The sequence below is a fragment of the Bacillus sp. GW823-FHT06B01 genome, from assembly GCF_058952315.1.
Genome location: NZ_JBXAHR010000001.1, coordinates 1,048,141 through 1,067,933, shown reverse-complemented (window position 1 = coordinate 1,067,933; position 19,793 = coordinate 1,048,141). Strand labels below are relative to the sequence as shown.

Below are 19,793 nucleotides of genomic sequence, written 5' to 3'. Positions count from 1 at the left end.
GGGAAAAAATGAGAACATCTAATCCAATGTTGAAAAAAGAGGCATTCCGTAAAGAGGGAGCAAGCGCTTCTGCGATGACGATTGGTGGAACAGTAGGCAAAACGTTTATTATGCTTATCTTGCTACTTGCAACGTCTGTCTATTCATACATACAGATGATGCAGGGGACGATGAAGATGCCAGTACTAATTGGTGCTTTAATCGTTGCGGCAATCATCGCATTTGCGTCTATGTTCTTCCCGCGTATTTCACCTTTTGGTGCACCAATCTATGCAGCGGTAGAAGGGGTTGTATTAGGGAGTATTTCAGCGGTTTATACAATGAAGTTTGGCGATTCTATCGTTTTAAATGCTGTATTACTAACAATCTCAATTCTATTTGCAATGTTAGTGTTATATGCAACACGTGTAGTAAAGGTAACGGATAAATTCCGTACAGGCGTGATGGCAGCAACACTTGGAATTATGGTTATGTATTTAGTCGTATTTCTACTAAACATGTTTGGTGTAACGGTTCCGTATATTCACCAAGGCGGTACGATTGGTATTATTATTAGTGCAGTTGTTATCGTAGTTGCTGCTTTAAACTTATTACTAGATTTCGATCTAATCGAAAATGGTGTACGTAGTCAAGCTCCAAAATATATGGAGTGGTACACTGCGATGGGACTAATGCTTACATTAGTTTGGTTATACTTAGAAATTCTTCGTTTCGTTTCTTACTTTACGAAAAATGACTAATAAAAAATCCTGCATGAAAAATGCAGGATTTTTTTATTTTCAAAGATAGAGTGAAATTTTAATCAGTGAGGCTTATACTGCCTGTTAATGCAGGGTAATTTCGGTAATGGTATAATATGGTTGTTGGTAATTCAAATTGAAGGGGGATGGAGTATGATGAAAGAGAAGAAAGGGATTATGAAAAAACTATTTTCTAAAAGTTTTTTCATAGAACTAGAAGATGCTTTAACGTATCCATCATCAGAAGTTATTATTTCCGCTATTGAAAGGTATGCGGTTGAATGTCAGGAACAATTGAATTTTGAGAGTAAAGTTAAACCGATTACTTTTTACTTAGAAAATGTAATGTATCGTGTTGAGATAAAGATGGCACGCGGTGGATATTACATTTCCTGTAGTGAAGTATAAATTTTGAAACCTTACATGTTTAATATATGTAAGGTTTCTTTTTTTCTTTTACAGCATATAAAATAATATTTTTTATTTTAAAATATATTATTTTACGCTTTTTACCCTTCATACATGTTTCTTTACAATGAAGAAAAATATGTGAGGTGGTATAACATATGATGAATCGAGTTGTATTAATCGGTAGATTGACAAAGGAGCCAGAATTATACTACACAAAGCAAGGTGTCGCTTATGCACGAGTATGTGTTGCGGTGAACAGAGGTTTTCGAAATAGTTTAGGTGAGCAACAAGTAGATTTTATTAATTGTGTCGTTTGGAGAAAATCGGCTGAGAATGTAACTGAATATTGTAAGAAGGGGTCACTTGTTGGAATTACCGGACGTATTCATACGAGTAATTACGAGGATGATCAGGGCAAGAGAATATATAGAACTGAAGTTGTGATAGAGAGCATTACATTTTTGGAGAGAAGGCGGGAGGGCGCATCACAATAAGAGAGGACGTTAAACAATGGTTTGGGGGAATTAGGTGGAAAGAGAAAGAATGAAAAAGTATGATGATGGAAAGAAATCAGCAAGATAAAGCATCCGAGTAGGTTTAGAGAGGTGGAACATGTTACAATACACGTAAGAACACGCAATAAAGGAGAGTTTTTTACGTGAAGATTAAAGCAATTGAACCGACGCCAAGTCCAAATACAATGAAAGTTATTTTGAATGAAGTATTACCATCAGGAGCGCGAAATAATTATACAAATGAAAATAAAGAACAAGCACCAATGCAAGTGCAAGAAATTTTGAAAATTGAAGGCATTAAAGGTGTATATCATGTAGCCGACTTTTTAGCAGTGGAGCGAAATGCGAAGTTTGACTGGAAAGTTTTATTACAACAAGTTCGTTCTGTTTTCGGCGAACAGGTAGTAGAAGAAAGTGAAGAACAACAACTTGCTCATTTTGGGGAAGTGAAAGTGTTTGTTCAAATGTTCTTTACAATTCCAATGCAAGTAAAGTTAACAGATGGAACATCGGAAGAACGTGTTGGCTTACCAGATCGTTTTAAAGAATCAATTATGAAAGTACAAATGTCTGCACCAAACGTTGTAAAAGAACGTAAATGGGTGGAACAAAGTACACGTTACGGTAATTTTGAAGAAATCGGGAAAGAAGTAGTAGAAGAGATTGTTGCTGCTTATTCAGAAGAACGTGTAAATGAAACAGTTAAAGAATTATTAAACCAGGCAGGTGCTGTTGAAGTAACGATTCAAAAGCGTGAGCCATATAAAGTAACAGAAGAGATGATGAAAGATGCTGACTGGAAAAACCGTTTTGCAGCATTAGAACAAATGGATCCTACTGAAGAAGATATTTCAGTGTTGAAGATGGCGTTAGATGATGAAAAAGTTTCAATCCGCCGTTTAGCAACAGCGTATTTAGGTATGGTAAAAGGTGATGGAGTATTGCCGTTATTATATAAAGCGTTATTAGATCGTTCAGTAAGTGTTCGCCGTACAGCGGGCGATTGCTTATCAGATGTAGGTGATCCAGCAGCGATGTTCGTTATGATTAAATCTCTGAAAGATTCAAGTAAATTAGTACGCTGGCGTGCAGCAATGTTCTTATTTGAACTTGGAGATGAAAGTGCGATTCCTGCATTAAAAGCAGCGCAAGATGATCCGGAGTTTGAAGTAGCGATGCAAGCGCGTCTAGCATTAGAGCGTATTGAAGGTGGAGAAGAAGCAAAAGGTTCTGTATGGAAACAAATGACGGAGTCTCGTAAAGGGGAATAATGTATGATTGTTTTCTATGATAGTTGGTGTCCGATGTGTACGGCGGTTGCAGAACGTACGAAAAAACTAGATAAAAAGGGTAAGATGCAATTTGTTTCATTTCGAGATGAAGATGTGGTTGAGAAGTATGAACTTTCTCAAGAACTACAAAGTAAGATGGAACAAAGATTGTATATTTTAAAAAATAATAAGTGGTATACCGGAATTCATAGCATACATGTATTAGCAAAGGCAGTTCCATCTTATTGGTTTGCCGTTCCTTTTATAAAACTATCTATCGTACTCGGATTTGGAAGTAAAGTATACGATTATATCGCTAACAATAGAAAACTTGTCCCAGTTGGACATTGCCGCGGTGGGGTTTGTGAAATCCCTACAAAAAAATGAAATCATCGTTATCTTTCTTTTGCACCTAGTAATAGAGCGTGATATGATGAATTTGGAATGAAAGTTGAAGGAGAGATTACACGATGTCAAATGCTTATGAAGAATACATGCGCCAAATGGTAATCCCAATGCGTCAAGAATTAGTGCGTTCTGGGTTTGAAGAGTTAACTACAGAAGAAGCTGTAACAGAATTTATGGAAAACACGGCAGGGACAACTTTAGTAGTTGTAAACTCAGTTTGTGGTTGTGCAGCTGGTTTAGCACGTCCATCAGCAGGTCAAGCAGTTGTTCGTGCTGAAAAACAACCAGATCATCTTGTAACTGTATTCGCAGGTCAAGATAAAGATGCTACTGCAAAAATGCGTGAATACTTCGGAGAAATTCCTCCATCTTCACCATCTATGGCATTATTAAAAGGAAAAGAAGTTGTTCACTTCATTCACCGTCATGAAATTGAAGGTGCAACTATGGACGAAATTATTACGAACTTAGAACAAGCTTTCGAAAAGAATTGCTAAAGAAGGGGGAGAGTAAATCTCCCTCTTTTCTTTATATAGAGGTGAAAAAATGATCGTAACAACAGCAGGAAGAACGAACAAAGAAATGACAGATTATGCAAATAAGGTAGCAGCAGAATTAAATCGTTCTTTCGTTAAACGTAATGACGTACCAGTACATAAACTGCATGAGCAGTATGAACAAGATGTACTTGTTGTAGGGAAAAACCGATTAGCTATTTATCCGAGAGGAACGGAAGAGTCATTTTTCTTTCATCCAAACTCAGCGATGTTTCGTGTGAAAAGGTTAATGCGCGGAGAACACGATCCGTTTGTACAAGCCGCGCAATTAGAGAGCGGAATGACAGTATTAGATTGTACGCTCGGTATGGCATCAGATAGTATTGTAGCTAGTTATATTGTTGGTGAAAGCGGAAAAGTAACGGGACTTGAAGGCAATGAGTATATGGCTTATATTATGGAAAATGGTTTAAAAACATGGTCTTCAACTGTTTCTGAAATTGATGAGGCAATGCAACGAATCGATGTGAAGCAAACGGAGCATTACGCATTTTTAACACAATGTGAAGACAATAGTTATGATGTTGTGTACCTTGATCCGATGTTTGAAGAAACTGTTATAGAATCAGATGGAATAAAAGGATTAAAACACTTCGCTTTGTATCATGATATTACTGACGAAACAATTGCAGAAGCGAAGCGTGTGGCGAGAAAGCGTGTCGTTCTGAAAGATCATTTCCGTAGTTCTAGATTTGAAAAACATAATTTTCATGTATACAAAAGAAGAAGTGCTAAGTTTCACTTTGGTGTAATTGACCCTTGCTAATTGTTTGAAAAGATGTATAATAAGCAATAATTAAATATACTGTCGGTGATGAAGAGAGTAGTCTTTTTTTGAAGGAAAGCGAGCTAGGGATGGTGTGAGCCTAGTGCGGAAGAAAAAGATGAAGCGCACTTCGGAGATGCTTCTTGAACGAATAGTTAGAGTAAGCCGAGGCCCCCTGTCCTCGTTATAAACGGGAAAGTGGTTCGTAATGAACAACAAGGGTGGTACCACGGGTTTAAACTCGTCTCTTTTTAGAGACGAGTTTTTTGTGTTTTAAAAATGAAGGAGGTTGTAGTATGGATTATAAAAAGCAGTTTGCAAAAAGTTTATCCAATATTTTTACAAATGAATTAACACAAAATCAAATTTTAGATTTAATCGAAACGCCGAAACAAGATGAATTCGGAGATGCGGCATTTCCATGTTTTTCACTTGCGAAACAATATAAAAAATCACCAGCTATTATCGCAAAGGAAGTTGCGGAGAAATTAAGTAATCCATTTTTTACGAAAGTAGAGGCCGTTGGTCCTTACGTAAATGTATTTTTTAATCGTGAAATTGTAAGTGATGCAGTATTAAAAACGGTTTTATCGGAGAAAGAAGAGTACGGTCAAAATCACTTTGGCTGTGAAAAAACGGTAGTTATCGATTATTCCTCTCCGAATATCGCGAAACCTTTTTCAATGGGGCATTTACGTTCTACGATGATAGGTAATTCATTGAAACATATCGCTGAAAAATGTGGTTATGAAGTTGTAGGAATTAATTATATTGGGGATTGGGGAACACAGTTTGGAAAGTTAATTACGGCTTATAAAAAATGGGGAAATGAAGCAGTAGTTAAAGAAGATCCAATCCGTGAGCTATTTAAGTTATATGTTCAATTCCATGAAGAGGTAAAAACCGACGAAGCACTAGAAGAAGATGGACGCGCTTGGTTTAAGAAATTAGAAGAAGGTGATGAAGAAGCGGTTGAGCTTTGGAATTGGTTCCGTCACGAATCCTTAAAAGAATTTTCTCGTATTTATGAACTTCTCGGTGTTGAATTTACTAATTTTCAAGGAGAAGCTTTTTATAATAATTTAATGGAAGATTTTATTGGAATTTTAGAAGAACATGATTTGCTTGAAGAGTCTGACGGCGCGTTAGTCGTTAATTTAGAAGAAGAGGGAATGCCGCCTTGCTTAATTAGAAAATCAGATGGTGCGACGATTTACGCAACACGTGACTTAACGGCAGCTGTATACCGTCAAAACACATATGCATTTGATAAAGCGTTATATGTAGTTGGCCCAGAACAAAGTTTACATTTTAATCAATTTTTCACTGTATTAAAAAAGCTTGGTTACAATTGGGTTGAGGGTATGGAACATGTACCGTTTGGGTTCATTTTAAAAGACGGTAAGAAAATGTCGACACGTAAAGGAAGAGTTATTTTACTTGAAGAAGTACTTGAAGAAGCAATAGACCTTGCAAAACAAAATATTGAAGAGAAAAATCCAAACTTAAAACAGAAAGAAGAAGTAGCGAAGCAAGTCGGTGTTGGCGCAATTATATTTCACGATTTAAAAAACGAGCGTATGCATAATATCGAATTCTCATTAGAAAACATGCTGAAATTTGAAGGTGAAACAGGACCGTACGTACAGTACACACATGCACGTGCTTGCTCTATTTTAAGAAAAGAAAGTATAGAATTTGAAACGTGTATGTTTGCATTAAAAGATGATCATAGCTGGAGCGTCGTAAAATTACTAAATAAATTCCCGCAAGTAATTGAAGCAGCCTTCAACAAAAATGAGCCATCAATCATTTCGAAATACGTATTAGATGTAGCACAATCGTTCAATAAATACTACGGTAATGTTCGTATATTGGAAGAGAGCGAAGAGAAAGAAAGTAGACTGGCATTAGTTTATGCTGTGACAGTTGTATTAAAAGAGGGATTACGTTTACTTGGGGTAGAGGCTCCTGAGGAGATGTGAAACAAATAGGTATACGTATCATAGTAGATATGTATGCCTATTTATTTTTATAGAAAATGTGAAAGCAGAAGTTTTATTTTATTAAATCTAAATTTTTCTAGAATTGTTTCAAGTGTAGGAATGTCCTTATTAAATGGAGAATTGTAATGTCATATATAAAGGAGGCGTGAAATTTGGAAACATACGATTGGAACAGTAAACTAGCATATTTAAAAAACACAAGAGATTTATATTACAACGACGATTATGTAAGCTTTTTAGTAAATATGGTTTGGAAGATTACTAAGCCAGTACATATTATTGATTATGGTTGTGGATATGGTTATTTAGGCTTATTATTAATGCCTTTACTTCCAGAAGGATCAAAGTATACAGGCATTGATAGTGGAGAAACATTATTATCTGAAGCGAGAGAGTTGTTTCGTTTACTTCCGTATGAGACAGAATTTCTTGAGGGAGATGCTACAGAAATTGAATTGAAAGATACATATGATATAGCAATTTGTCATGCTTTCTTATTACATATGAGTTCGCCAAAAATGATGCTAAAAAAAATGATACATTCAATTAAAAAGGGCGGAAAAATAATCTGTTTTGAACCACATTGGATATCAAATATGTCTTCATACTTTTTAGATGGAGAGAATCAATCGGAAATTATTAGGCTAGGTGCTTTGCAGAAGTTATTTGAAAATGACATGCAGAGAAGCGGAAAAGATGGAAATATTGGTATGAAAATACCGATGTGTTTAAGTGAACTAGGCGTAAAAAATATTGAATGTAGAGTAAGTGATAAAGTGAACTTTTTAGATTCCAATATGCACAATAATGATAAACAAAGGTTGTATCATTCATTAAAAGAAGAGGGGATTGCAGGGGATCCGGGTGATAAACAGCATTTTACAGAACGTTTAATGGCTAGAGGATTAACATATGATGATGCGCTAGCTCAATATGAAGCTGAACTCCGATTTTTTAAGGCATTTCATCTACATTCTTCTTTAGTATATGCTCCGAATATGAAAATTACATTTGGTGAAATAGTATGTTAAAAGATAGCGATTTATTGAGGAGTGTCATTTTTTGTCGGTAAGTCGACATCCACCGTATAATCGCTGATATATTTAAATTATCGCCGATATAATTTCATGTACGGATTTCAGCTTCCAAAAGATAAAATCCTCATGTTACGTTATTCCATTTAATTAAACAAAATATGGAGAAAAACAATCATTTTTACTATATTTTGTTATAAATTTGAATAATATTAATTAATACCATCCATTATAAGAGATTTTAGTTGAATACCTACAATATGATGTGTAAAATCTAAGCAAGTAGCAGTACAAATAAATATTCGAGGTGAATACATGCTAGATTTTAAGCAGTTAGATGCTTGTTTGAAAGACAAGAGATTTATAGATGGATTACAGGAAATAAATAATGAAATTTCATATATAAAAGAAAAGAATACTTTATCTTATTTGAAGAGTTGGCTTGCTAGTGTTCCTTCACATAAGGAGTTTGACATATTAATACGTCTTACTGATGAAGGGCTTATGCACCAATACAGTTCATTCCTCATTCGCTACGCCTACAAAAAATTCCCAAATATGAGAACGCTCTCTTTATATTGTGATGAGTTAATTGATGAGCGGAAAATACTTGAAGTAGAACAGTTGTTAAAAGACTCATTAGAAGAGGTAAGTAAAGAAGAAATAGAAGCTGATCTTTTAGCGAAAACATATTTTACGTTAGTACGATGTTTGTTGGAAATGAAACGAAATGAAGAAGCCCTAATCTATATGCAAAAGGCAGAGGAGTACAGTTCACGTGCCGTATTTGATAAATGGGGCTACGTCTATATGCATACAGGTGAATGGGAGAAAGCAGAAGAACAATTTATAGCCGGCATGCAGCATAAAGATTGTGAAGAGCTATCTACCTATTTATTATCACAATTATATGCGAATCAAGGAGAACAAAAACGTGCATTACAGCTAATTGATGATGCGATTGTAAAGTTCCCGCAAGTACCATATTTTCATTTTGAAAAGGTAAAATATTTATTAGATTTAAGGAAGTATGAAGAAATGTTAGCGGTAATAGATAACATAAATAATCAGCTTCCTTATCATGCGTATAAAGCTTACTTTGTACATTTACGTGCAGAAGCGCTTTACAAAATGAATAAACTTGTAGATTTACAACAGTTATTAAAAGAAGAAAAAAGTTTAAAAGAGTCTTTATATCATAATTTAGAAAAAAATCCAGATGGAAAAAAGGTGCACTTACCGATAGTTCCTATTGTACAAAAGGATAATTATTGTGTTCCGACAAGTTTAGAAATGATGTTGCAGTTATGGGGAGAAAAACGTACACAAGATGAAATAGCAGAGTTTATTTTTGATATGACAGGCTCAAAGTTTTCAGATACTGTTTCTTATTTAGAAGAATTAGGTTATGAATATCGTTATTTTAAAGGGAATGAGGAAAATTATAAGAGACTGCTGGATGAAGGGATTCCTGTTTTATTAAGTATAGATATTGAGCATGCTTCACATGTACAAGTGCTATCTGGATATGATGATACGTTACAAGCTTTTTATGTTCAAGATCCGAACTTTATAGAACCAGTTATTGTGGAATATAGTAAGTTACAAGAAAAATATCGTTACACAGGTTGTTTAGCGATTACGTTTGTTCCGAAAGAAAAGAAGGAGCAATTAGCATTTTTTAATGAAGAAGAAAATTATTATTTTAAATCTATTTTTTCTCTTACGGATCATTTAGATGAACATGATAAAGAGGGGATTTATAACTTAGTACAATTTTTAAAAGAGTCGAGTGATAATCCGAATACGTGGTTATATACAGTTAAGCATTTAGATGTTGAAGTAGATAATGAGTTTATTATATGTTGTATTGAAAAGTTAATGGAGAAGTTTCCGAACTCAGATTTTGTTAAATTGCATGGTGCGCAGTGCTTTATTCGCCTTCAAGAATTAGAAAAAGCCGGGCAAATGCTGACAAGTGTTGAGAAGAAAAATAATCGTGCTTTATATCATTTAATAAACGGAAGATATGCTTTTGAACAGGAAAGTTATATAGAAGCGATTTCAAGTTTTCGTACATCATTACAATTAGACGCAGATCAGCCGATTGCTTGGAGTTTTCTCGCTCTATCATACATGTATATCGATCAATCTGAAAAGGCGTTGCAGTTTTCTCAAGTTGCTTTAGAACGTAGTCCAGAAAGATTCACTTTAACGAATCACGGATTAATATTAATAGATTTAGAAAGATATGAAGAAGCGTATGAAATTTTTAATGACTTATTAAGAGAGAATAAAAATGAGGCACATGTATGGTATGAGCGCGCGAGATGTGCGCATCATTTAGGGAAATTACATTTAGCGATAAAAGGGCTTAAAGTAGCGATTTATTTGGATAGTAATGCACCTTACATCTATACGAAACTTTCGGAAATATACGAGTCTGATTTGAAGGATGAGGAAAGTACGAAAGAAATTTTATTAAAAGGTATTGAGAATTGTGACGATAAGGCACCTCTATACGTAAAACTCGGTGACTATCATTTTCAAAATGATAGTCTGGAAGAAGCAGAAACATTGTATAATCGTGCTTTAGAAGAAAATCATGATGATGTTTATTCTCACTTTGGACTTACGCAAGTTTATATGGCGAAAGAACAATACAAGGAAGCGAAACAATATATTCTCGGTATTGAAAAACAAATTGAAAAGAGCCAAGATTTTCTTATGAATGCGGGAATGGTTCTATGGGATGCTGAGGTTGAACTTGGTGGAAATGAAGAAGGGTTTAAAGTAGCTTTGTCTAAGTTAGAGAGTGGTATAAAGCAGAGTGAATATAATGTGGCAAGTGCGTTAGATGAATATGTGAATCGAATTAAAGGAACGGTATTTGTACAAAGAGGTATAGCATTCTTAAGAACGTTACACAAAGAAAGAAATGAAATAAGCGAATACGGTTGTTATACAGGTATTTTATATGAATCTATTGGGCAGTACGGCCAAGCGATGAAAAGGTATAATAAGGCGATAGAACAAAAGGAAACGGCATTACCGTATTACCGAATTGGTGAAATACTTATGGCATTAGGACAATTGCCGGAAGCAAAACAAGCGTATGAAACATGTTTAGAGCTTGATGAGAATTTCGTAGGTGTGCATTTACAGCTTGCAGAAATATATGAAAAAGAAGAAAATCGTTCTAAAGAACAAAGTCATATGGTTCAGGCTATGAAAGAAGAGCCGATGCATATTAATATGGAATATTTGGCACAGCTTTCAGTAGAAATGAGTCTTCAGGAAGAGTTACTGACAGAACTAGAACAATTAGCGGACGAAGCACCTGAAATATGGCGATTAGATGCGATTGCATATGTGTATGGAGCGATGGATGAAATAGATAAAGAACAAGCACAGATTGAAGAGGCACTTCAATTAGATAGTGAGCATATAGAAGTTCTATATCATTATGCCAAAGTGTTAGTGAAAAAAAGAAATGCAAAAGCAATTGAAATTGCAATGAAAGTTATACAAAAAGATGCAAATAATGAACGAATATTTGATGTGTATGTAAAAGCGATAGAACAACATAAGAAATTGTCTAATATACGAGATTTTCTTCATACATTAAAGGTGAAGAAGGCAGAAAGAAGTATGGCATTTATGTATGCTGCATCTGCGGTGACGGAAAGATGGATTGAACGTCAACAAAATGAACAGCCGAAGAAATCCATAATTACAAGAGCTTTTTATCGCATGAAAAACCGTGCGAAAGAAATTTCGATTATTACTACAATTATTGATTTATATGAAATCTCATTAAAGTTAAATCAAAAAAATAATATGGCAGCGCAGCGATTTTCACTATTTTACGAGAATGTGGCGATGTATAAAGAGGCGATAGATGTATTGCAAACATCGTTAGAAAATAAATGGGATTACGATATAGCGAAGCAACTTGTAAATCTTTTCATGGCGTGTGAGGAAGAAGATATGTTACGGGATGCTTCAGAATTAACGAAGCAAATGGTTCGAGAGTTACCAGATGATTATGATACGCTTCTTTTACAAGCACAAGTATTCTTTAAAATAGGAGAAGAAAGAAAAGCAGAAAAGATTACCTTACAATTAACGGAGCAAACACCGTTTGTAAGTAGAGCGTTTCTTGCTTTAGGAGAAATGTATCAAAGTCAAGAAAGGTTTGAAGAGGCAATTCATGTATTGGAAAATGCGTCTATACATCATCCAAATGAAGCAGCAATTCTTCTTTCTTTAGCATCTTCGTATCATGGTGCCGGACAAACACTAAAGGCAGAAAAAATAACAAATGATGTATTAACAATAGATGCGAGTGATTTGTTAGCAAGATACGATCGCGCTTGTTATTTAGCACAGTTAAATAGAATTGAAGAGGCGAAGCAAGAGCTTGAAATTGTTCTTCGTGAGGATGAATCAGGATTCTTTGCTGAGCTTATTGAAGAAGATGAAGATTTAGCCGGAATACAAGAATTTAAGAAATAATTGTATAGGAATTGTGAAAAAAGGGTATAATTAAATGTATGTTTCGAATTGGTTGACAATTTATTGCCCAATGGCATAAAATAGCTTTTAATAAAGTATACAAATCTGAAGACGAGAACGAGTAAAATAATGAATTGTTCCCCAGAGAGCCGGTGTATAGCTGAAAGCCGGTGTGCAGACGTTATTTGAAAATCATCTCCGAGGAGCCGAGGCTGAAAATAAGTAAGCCCGGACGGATGTCTACCGTTACAAAGAACACGTATGATAGTACGTTGCTAAGTGCTATTAGCGAAGAGCTAATAGAATTAGGGTGGTAACGCGGTTAAACCCGTCCCTACTTCATAGGGACGGGTTTTTTGTGTGTTTTAAAATATTCAAAAGGAGTGATTGTAGATGAAGAAAGTAGATGTAAAAGAGTCAGCTGTAGGGAGGGAAACACGTATTCGTAAGCAGTGGAACGAGCAAAGTATTTTCGAGCAATCAATTCAGAATCGAGAAGGCGCACAGTCTTTCGTATTTTATGAAGGACCACCAACGGCGAACGGTTTACCACACGTCGGACATGCACTTGGACGGACAATTAAAGATGTAGTAGCGAGATATAAAACGATGGCTGGTTATAAAGTGCTACGAAAAGCGGGATGGGATACACACGGTTTACCTGTAGAATTAGGTGTTGAGAAGCAACTCGGTATTTCTGGTAAACATGAAATTGAAGAGTATGGAATTGAGCCATTTATTCAGAAGTGTAAAGAGAGTGTATTCACATATGAGAAGCAGTGGCGTGAATTCACTGAAAGCATCGGTTATTGGGTAGATATGGATGATCCATACGTTACGCTAGAGAATCCATATATCGAAAGTGTATGGCATATTTTAGGGACGATTCATGAAAAAGGATTATTGTACAAAGGGCATAGAGTCTCACCATACTGCCCAAGTTGTCAAACTTCACTAAGTTCACATGAGGTTGCACAAGGGTATAAAACAGTAAAAGACTTAAGTGCAACAGTTAAGTTTCAAGTAAAAGATAGTGAAAATGAATATTTCCTAGGGTGGACAACGACACCTTGGACACTTCCAGCAAATGTTGCGCTCGCTGTACATCCAAATATGGAATACGTGAAAGCGAAACAAGAAGGTCATGTATACATTATTGCGAAAGAACGTGTACAAGATGTATTAAAAGAAGACTATGAAGTATTATCCGTTCATAAAGGTGAAGAATTAGTAAACACATCTTATATGCCGCCATTTCCAATGAAAGAAGTTACAAATGGCTATCACGTTATCGCAGCAGATTTTGTCACGGCAGATAGTGGTACAGGACTCGTTCATATCGCTCCAGCATATGGGGAGGACGATTATAGAGTCGTTCAAAGTGAAGGATTGTCATTCTTGCATGTTGTAGATGAGAAAGGTGAGTATACAGAAGCAGTACCATTTTTGAAAGGGAAATTTGTAAAAGATTGTGACGTGGATATTGTTCGTCATTTAGCAAAGGAAGGCTTACTATATCATAAAGAAAAGTATGAACATAGCTACCCACATTGCTGGCGTTGTGATTCACCACTTCTTTATTATGCAGGAGAGAGTTGGTTAATCCGAACAACTGCAATTAAAGATACATTTTTGCAAAATAACGATTCTGTTACTTGGTATCCAGACCATATGAAACATGGACGCTTTGGTAAGTTTTTAGAAAATATGGTGGACTGGAATATTAGCCGAAATAGATATTGGGGAACACCATTAAACGTATGGGAATGTGAAAGTTGCGATCATCAATTCGCACCGAAAAGCATTGCTGATTTAAGAAAGCATAGTACAAAAGAAACACCGGAAGATTTGGAATTGCATAAGCCATATGTAGATGAAGTGCAAGTTTGCTGTGAAAAATGCGGAAGTACAATGAATCGTACACCAGAAGTAATTGATGTTTGGTTTGATAGTGGTTCTATGCCATTTGCGCAATATCATTATCCATTTGAAAATAAAGAGTTATTTGAAGAACAGTTCCCAGCGGATGTTATTGCAGAAGGCATTGATCAAACACGTGGATGGTTTTATAGTTTATTAGCAGTATCAGCACTATATACAGGAAAAGTGCCTTATAAACGAGTGTTATCACTAGGACATGTATTAGACGAAGAAGGACAGAAAATGTCTAAAAGTAAGGGGAATGCACTAGATCCAGTTGATTTAGTAAATCAGTTTGGTGCAGATGCTTTAAGATGGGCGCTACTCGTTGACAGTGCACCGTGGAATGCGAAACGTTTTTCTGAAAAAACAGTACTGGAAGCAAAATCTAAGTTTGTAGATACATTAGTCAATGTGTATAGCTTCTACGTTTTATATGCAAATTTAGATGGGTATAATCCGAAAGAAACGTATGATGTAAAGCGGACGAAATTGGATGAATGGGTATTATCAAGATTGCATAGCACAACGAAAAAAGTGAGAATAGCACTTGATGATTATCAATTTACGAATGCAGCTCGTGAAATCGCGGCGCTTGTAGATGAAGTAAGTAACTGGTACGTAAGACGATCACGTAATCGTTTCTGGGAATCTGGTATGAATGCTGAAAAAGCAGCTGCTTATGAGACACTACATGAAGTACTTGTGACAATTAGTAAGTTAATTGCACCATTTACACCGTTTGTCGCTGAGGATATTCATTTGAATTTAACTGGAAGTAGCGTTCATTTAGAGGATTATCCAGTTGTAAATGAATCACTACTTCAGCCGAAACTAGAAGCGGAAATGGATGCTGTTTTACAAGTTGTTGAACTAGGAAGAAGTAACCGTAATCAACATTCTTTAAAAGTAAAACAGCCGTTAGCGGAACTTGTATTACTAGCGCATAATGAAAATGATATGGATTGGGAATCTTATCGTGATATCGTCATGGATGAGCTAAATGTCAAAGCGTTTCATGTTGAACTCGATGAAACGAAATACACGTCCTATCAATTAAAGTTGAACTTTAAAACAGCTGGGCCGAAGTTTGGTAAAAATGTGAATGCAATAAATGGATGGTTAAAACAATTATCAAAAGAAGAAGTACAACACTTTGTATCTACAGAAAGAGCAGTTTACGAAACTGCACCAGGAGAAGAAGTAGTTGTAACGGCTGAAGATGTAGTAGTAGAGAAAGTTGCGAAATCAGGGTTCTCTAATACGACTAACGGACAATATACAGTTATGTTAGATACGAATGTAACAGAAGAGTTGTTACAAGAAGGAGTGGCGCGTGAATTTATTCGAGCGGTTCAAGAATATCGTAAGCAGTTAAATTTACCGGTTAATTTACGAGTAGATGTTATTCTTGATACAGAGGAAGAGCTACAACGAACATTAACGAACCATAAAGATTTATTGGAAGAAAATTTACTCGTTAAGCAATTTACATTTGATCACTTAACGAATGAAGACGATGAACTATCTTTAGGTGAAGCGAAAGTTCGAATTAAATTAAGCGCGGCTCATTAAAGAAAAAAGGAAGTTGGAATCATTCCAACTTCCTTTTTGTATGATGGAAATTTATCCGGCTAACTTTCTCATAATCCGTTCGATAGGTCCTCTAGTAAATGTCTTTCTTCATAGCACACTAAAGAAAATACTGTAGAAATATATTTCTACAGTATTTTTCTCATTTTATACATAAATATTGAGAAAATTTCACTCAACCTAAATGGAAAGGTAATAGAATTGTTTATAGAGAATTACTCGTAGATTCAATTTTTATCCCCCCATTTTGTGGGGAATGATTGCCTAGTGGTAATGGGATAAGGTTGAGCTACTTTATTAGGGGGAGTGGTTCTATGTTTAATAAAAAAATGGTGGCAATGGCAATGACTGTACCGTTAGTAATGGGGACGATTTCTACGGTTTCGGCATTGGAAAAACAGCAGCAAGTAAAGCTAGAAGCTTATTCGCCGCAGAAAAAAGCAACTGAATATTTAAAAGAAAATGCTGCGCAGTATGGATTAAAAACAGACCTTTCAGACTTGCAATATATTTCTACAACAGAAACGTCAGTAGCTTCATATGTTAGGTTCCAGCAAGTTGTTAATGGTACACCTGTATTTTCAAAACAAATTACAGTTACTCTTAACGGAGAGGGAAAGGGCGTACTTGCTGTTTCTGATTATCAATCCGTCAAAGGTGTGAAGGAAGTAACGACAAAAATTAGTGAAAAAGATGCAATACAAAAATCAATGGCGTATGTTGGAGAAGCAAGTGAGCAAAACTTATGGGCTCCTACAGAGAAAGAATTCGGATATATTGTGGAAGAGGGAATTGCTCGTCCAGTATATAAAGTGGTAGTCCATTCTAATAATCCATTTGGTGCATGGGAAACATTTATTGATGCGGAAAATGGGAAGTTAATTAAAAAGGTTGATATAAACCGAAAAGCTGAAGGGACAGGAAAAGTATTTTTACCTAATCCAGTCGTATCTAGCGGTAGTAAAGTAGGCTTAAAAGATAATAACGATGCGGATTCAACAGCGTTAACGAATCAATTGAAGACTGTTACGTTAAAAGGTTTAGATGGGACAGGATTTTTAATTGGAGAGTATGTGACGATTTCTTCAAAAGCAAAAACAAAATCTACAAATTTACAATTTAACTATACACGTGCAAATGATAGCTTTGAAGATGTTATGTCGTATTATCATATCGATACATTACAGCGTTACATTCAAGGGTTAGGATTTAAAAATATTAATAATCGCTCTATTAAAGTGAATGTGAATGGAACGACGGCGGATAACTCATTTTATTCTCCGACAACGAAAGCTTTAACTTTTGGTACTGGCGGAGTAGATGATGCAGAAGATGCTGGTATTATCGCACATGAATACGGGCATTCCATTCAAGATAACCAAGTACCTGGCTTTGGTAGTTCTGCAGAAGGCGGAGCGATGGGAGAAGGATTTGGTGACTTCTTAGGTGCTACGTATGAAGATGCAGTATCGACAACAGGCTACGGAAAAGCATGTGTTGGAGAATGGGATGCGACTGCTTATTCTAGTTCAGATCCGACGTGCTTGCGCCGATTAGATACGAATAAAGTGTATCCGAAAGATGTTACAAATGAGGTACATGATGATGGGGAAATTTGGGCACAAGGTCAATATGAGATGGCACAAGCTTTTGGACGTGATGTAGCAACGAAAATTATTTTACAATCACACTGGTCATTAACACCAAACTCTAAATTCAGTGATGGAGCAAAAGCGATTAAGCAAGCGGATGCTCTTTTATATGGCGGACAACATGCTGCTGATATCGATCGTATTTGGGCAGCAAGAGGAATTAGTACGAATTAATATAAAAAGTCGTGGCGTTTATAAGCCACGACTTTTTAATTTGCTTAAGCACTGGTACTAGTAAAGTAAGCTATAGGAATGCTAATGTAAATTCATCCGTATTCTAGTTGTTTTTATCGTCTTTAAAAACAAAATGCTCTTTAAATTTTCTAGACTCAACTTTTTGACCGTTTCTCATGGAGCGGAAAGGGTGTTCTTGCCAAGTAATGATTACATCAACTTCATCTGCTTTTGTGGCAACTGGAAAATTAGTATGTTCAAATCCAGTTTTTCCACTTGCTAAGCGACTTTCCTTTCGTGAGAAAAGTTCATATTTCGTTTTCGTTTTTGGCTCGTTGCGGAATACTTCGACTTGTACGTTATATACTTCACTGTTACCAACATTTTTTACTGAAAATTGATATGTTTTAAATTCATCTTCTTTAGCTTGAAGCATATTTTTATCTATGTTCTTCGGTTCATCAATATTCACTTTCCATTGATCAGAGTTTTGGGAGATTGGTAAAGATTTTGGTGAATAGGCGTATGTTTCATTCACTGCAATTAGGCATAACAAAAGAAGAAAGAAACTAATCGCTTTTTTCATATAAACACCTCGCTATAAAATTTTTATCCCGCTATTTGCCGGGCAGTAAGACCCTCCACCTCAAAATTCAGGGAAAGCAAAGAAGTTAGGTGGGGGGGCGGGCTTACCGTAAAAGCCCGATTGGTGAGGGCTGATAATCAGTGGGGAGGAACAAAATCCCCACTGATTAAAGTTTCACTTTATCAATATGCGTAAATGAAACGGAAATTATGTAATAAAATGGAAAAAGGTGATAATTTGATTCAAATGAATTTGAAAAAACTTGAAGAGGTAGTAGGCGGTGAAGGGTTACAAGAATCATTTCATCACATAGAGATACATGGTGTCTGCATAGATTCCAAAAGCATTAAAGAAGGAAGTGTATTTGTTCCAATCATTAGGGTGAAAGATGGACATGATTATGTAAAAGAGGCATTCGATAATGGAGCTGTCGCTTCCTTATGGAAAAAGTCTTACAGCACTCCGCCAAAAGGGATGCCAATTATATTTGTAGATGATACTTTATTTGCTTTGCAACAATTGGCACAATTTTATCGGAAAGAGCTAAATGTAAAAGTAATTGGAATTACAGGTAGTAATGGCAAGACAACGGTAAAAGATATAATAAGCACGATTGTAAGTACAACTCATCGTGTGCATAAAACAAAGGGAAACTTTAATAGTCAAATCGGTTTACCATTAACTATTTTAGAAATGAAACGAGATACAGAGTTTTTAATTCTTGAAATGGGGATGAGTGAAAAAGGACAAATTCGAAACTTATCAATAATAGCACAGCCAGATGTAGTGATCATTACAATGATTGGTCATTCTCACTTAGAGACGCTTGGATCAAAAGAAGAAATTGCGAAGGCTAAATTAGAAATTATTGATGGATTAAAAGATGAAGGATTATGTTTGTATAATGGTGATGAGCCATTGCTGTTGAAAAATAAGAATTTATCGAGTATAACTTGTAAGGCATTTGGTGAAAAGTATACAAATGATTTGTTTCCAACAAACGTGCAATTAGATGAATATGGTGTTCATTTTAAATTAAATGATTCAAAAATACAGTACGATGTTCCCTTGCATGGAAAACATAATATTTTAAATGCGATTGTCGGAATCGCCGTAGGTCAATTTTATAATGTCCCCACAGAAAAAATACAGAAAGCATTGCGACAAGTAAATATTACTCATATGCGCTTTCAATTTTTAACTGCTAAAACAGGTTTTACAATTATTAACGATGCATGGAATGCCAGTCCCTCTTCAATGAAGGCCGCAATTGAAACGTTACAGACATTAAATGCCTATAAGACAAAAATGATAGTAATTGGGGATATGTTGGAGTTAGGGAAGAATGCTGAAACATATCATAGAGAAATTGGTAAAATGTTAAATCAAGAGAGCATTCAATATGTATTCACTTATGGAGAGTTAGCTGAAATTGTAGCGGAAGAAGCGAGAAAGAAATATGATATAGGAAAAGTACAGTCATTTAATAGTAAAGCCAAGATAGCAGAGGAAGTATCAAAAGTTATAACGAAAAAGGATATCATATTATTGAAAGGCTCACGTGGAATGGCTTTAGAGGAGATTGTACAAAATTGGATATGAAAGATCAAAATATATTTAAAAAGGCTTGCGTTTTATAAAA

14 protein-coding genes and 2 other annotated features are annotated in these 19,793 nt (G+C 35.5%); of the genes, 13 read left to right on the top strand and 1 reads right to left on the bottom strand.

Annotated features, from left to right (window positions below; genetic code table 11):
- Positions 1-8: 8 nt before the first annotated feature.
- The 12 genes from AC1Q8N_RS05515 (at position 9) to AC1Q8N_RS05460 (ending at position 17,565) form a co-directional block, all read left to right on the top strand.
- The gene (locus AC1Q8N_RS05515) at positions 9-740 is read left to right on the top strand and encodes a Bax inhibitor-1/YccA family protein (RefSeq protein WP_001260655.1); all 732 of its coding nucleotides are present in this window, start codon (positions 9-11) and stop codon (positions 738-740) included.
- Positions 741-893: 153 nt separating this feature from the next.
- Positions 894-1,148: a DUF4318 domain-containing protein gene (locus tag AC1Q8N_RS05510; protein ID WP_000975142.1), complete on the top strand. Its 255-nt coding sequence runs from the start codon at positions 894-896 to the stop codon at positions 1,146-1,148.
- A 158-nt stretch (positions 1,149-1,306) separates the two neighbouring features.
- Positions 1,307-1,645: a single-stranded DNA-binding protein gene (locus AC1Q8N_RS05505; RefSeq protein ID WP_431096196.1), complete on the top strand. Its 339-nt coding sequence runs from the start codon at positions 1,307-1,309 to the stop codon at positions 1,643-1,645.
- A 164-nt stretch (positions 1,646-1,809) separates the two neighbouring features.
- A complete protein-coding gene (locus AC1Q8N_RS05500) occupies positions 1,810-2,937 on the top strand; it encodes a conserved virulence factor C family protein (RefSeq protein ID WP_098076386.1) in 1,128 nt (375 codons plus the stop codon).
- Between the two features lie 3 nt (positions 2,938-2,940).
- Positions 2,941-3,324: a thiol-disulfide oxidoreductase DCC family protein gene (locus AC1Q8N_RS05495; RefSeq protein ID WP_088080139.1), complete on the top strand. Its 384-nt coding sequence runs from the start codon at positions 2,941-2,943 to the stop codon at positions 3,322-3,324.
- An 83-nt stretch (positions 3,325-3,407) separates the two neighbouring features.
- Positions 3,408-3,842, top strand: coding sequence for a BrxA/BrxB family bacilliredoxin (locus AC1Q8N_RS05490; RefSeq protein WP_000063705.1), 435 nt, complete (start codon positions 3,408-3,410; stop codon positions 3,840-3,842).
- Positions 3,843-3,891: 49 nt separating this feature from the next.
- Positions 3,892-4,668 (top strand): class I SAM-dependent methyltransferase, encoded by a 777-nt coding sequence (locus AC1Q8N_RS05485; protein ID WP_098076383.1) that lies wholly within the window; start codon positions 3,892-3,894, stop codon positions 4,666-4,668.
- Positions 4,669-4,704: 36 nt separating this feature from the next.
- Positions 4,705-4,920 (top strand) — a binding site (T-box leader).
- 44 nt (positions 4,921-4,964) lie between these two features.
- On the top strand, positions 4,965-6,653 hold the full coding sequence (gene argS / locus AC1Q8N_RS05480) for an arginine--tRNA ligase (protein ID WP_431096193.1): 1,689 nt from the start codon (positions 4,965-4,967) through the stop codon (positions 6,651-6,653).
- 173 nt (positions 6,654-6,826) lie between these two features.
- On the top strand, positions 6,827-7,705 hold the full coding sequence (locus AC1Q8N_RS05475) for a class I SAM-dependent methyltransferase (RefSeq protein WP_098076377.1): 879 nt from the start codon (positions 6,827-6,829) through the stop codon (positions 7,703-7,705).
- A 318-nt stretch (positions 7,706-8,023) separates the two neighbouring features.
- Positions 8,024-12,226, top strand: coding sequence for a tetratricopeptide repeat protein (locus AC1Q8N_RS05470; RefSeq protein WP_493521111.1), 4,203 nt, complete (start codon positions 8,024-8,026; stop codon positions 12,224-12,226).
- A 99-nt stretch (positions 12,227-12,325) separates the two neighbouring features.
- Positions 12,326-12,565 (top strand) — a binding site (T-box leader).
- A gap of 54 nt (positions 12,566-12,619) precedes the next feature.
- Complete coding sequence (gene ileS / locus AC1Q8N_RS05465) at positions 12,620-15,721, top strand: isoleucine--tRNA ligase (RefSeq protein ID WP_431096190.1); 3,102 nt, start codon at positions 12,620-12,622, stop codon at positions 15,719-15,721.
- A gap of 332 nt (positions 15,722-16,053) precedes the next feature.
- Positions 16,054-17,565: a M36 family metallopeptidase gene (locus AC1Q8N_RS05460; protein WP_098076371.1), complete on the top strand. Its 1,512-nt coding sequence runs from the start codon at positions 16,054-16,056 to the stop codon at positions 17,563-17,565.
- 103 nt (positions 17,566-17,668) lie between these two features.
- Here AC1Q8N_RS05460 and AC1Q8N_RS05455 read toward each other — a convergent pair whose 3' ends face one another.
- Positions 17,669-18,151, bottom strand: a complete 483-nt coding sequence (locus AC1Q8N_RS05455; RefSeq protein ID WP_048540912.1) for a YozF family protein — start codon at positions 18,149-18,151, stop codon at positions 17,669-17,671.
- A 219-nt stretch (positions 18,152-18,370) separates the two neighbouring features.
- On the opposite strand from AC1Q8N_RS05455, the gene AC1Q8N_RS05450 reads away from it, so the two are divergent.
- Complete coding sequence (locus AC1Q8N_RS05450; RefSeq protein WP_142330319.1) at positions 18,371-19,753, top strand: UDP-N-acetylmuramoyl-tripeptide--D-alanyl-D-alanine ligase; 1,383 nt, start codon at positions 18,371-18,373, stop codon at positions 19,751-19,753.
- The last annotated feature ends 40 nt before the right edge of the window (positions 19,754-19,793 follow it).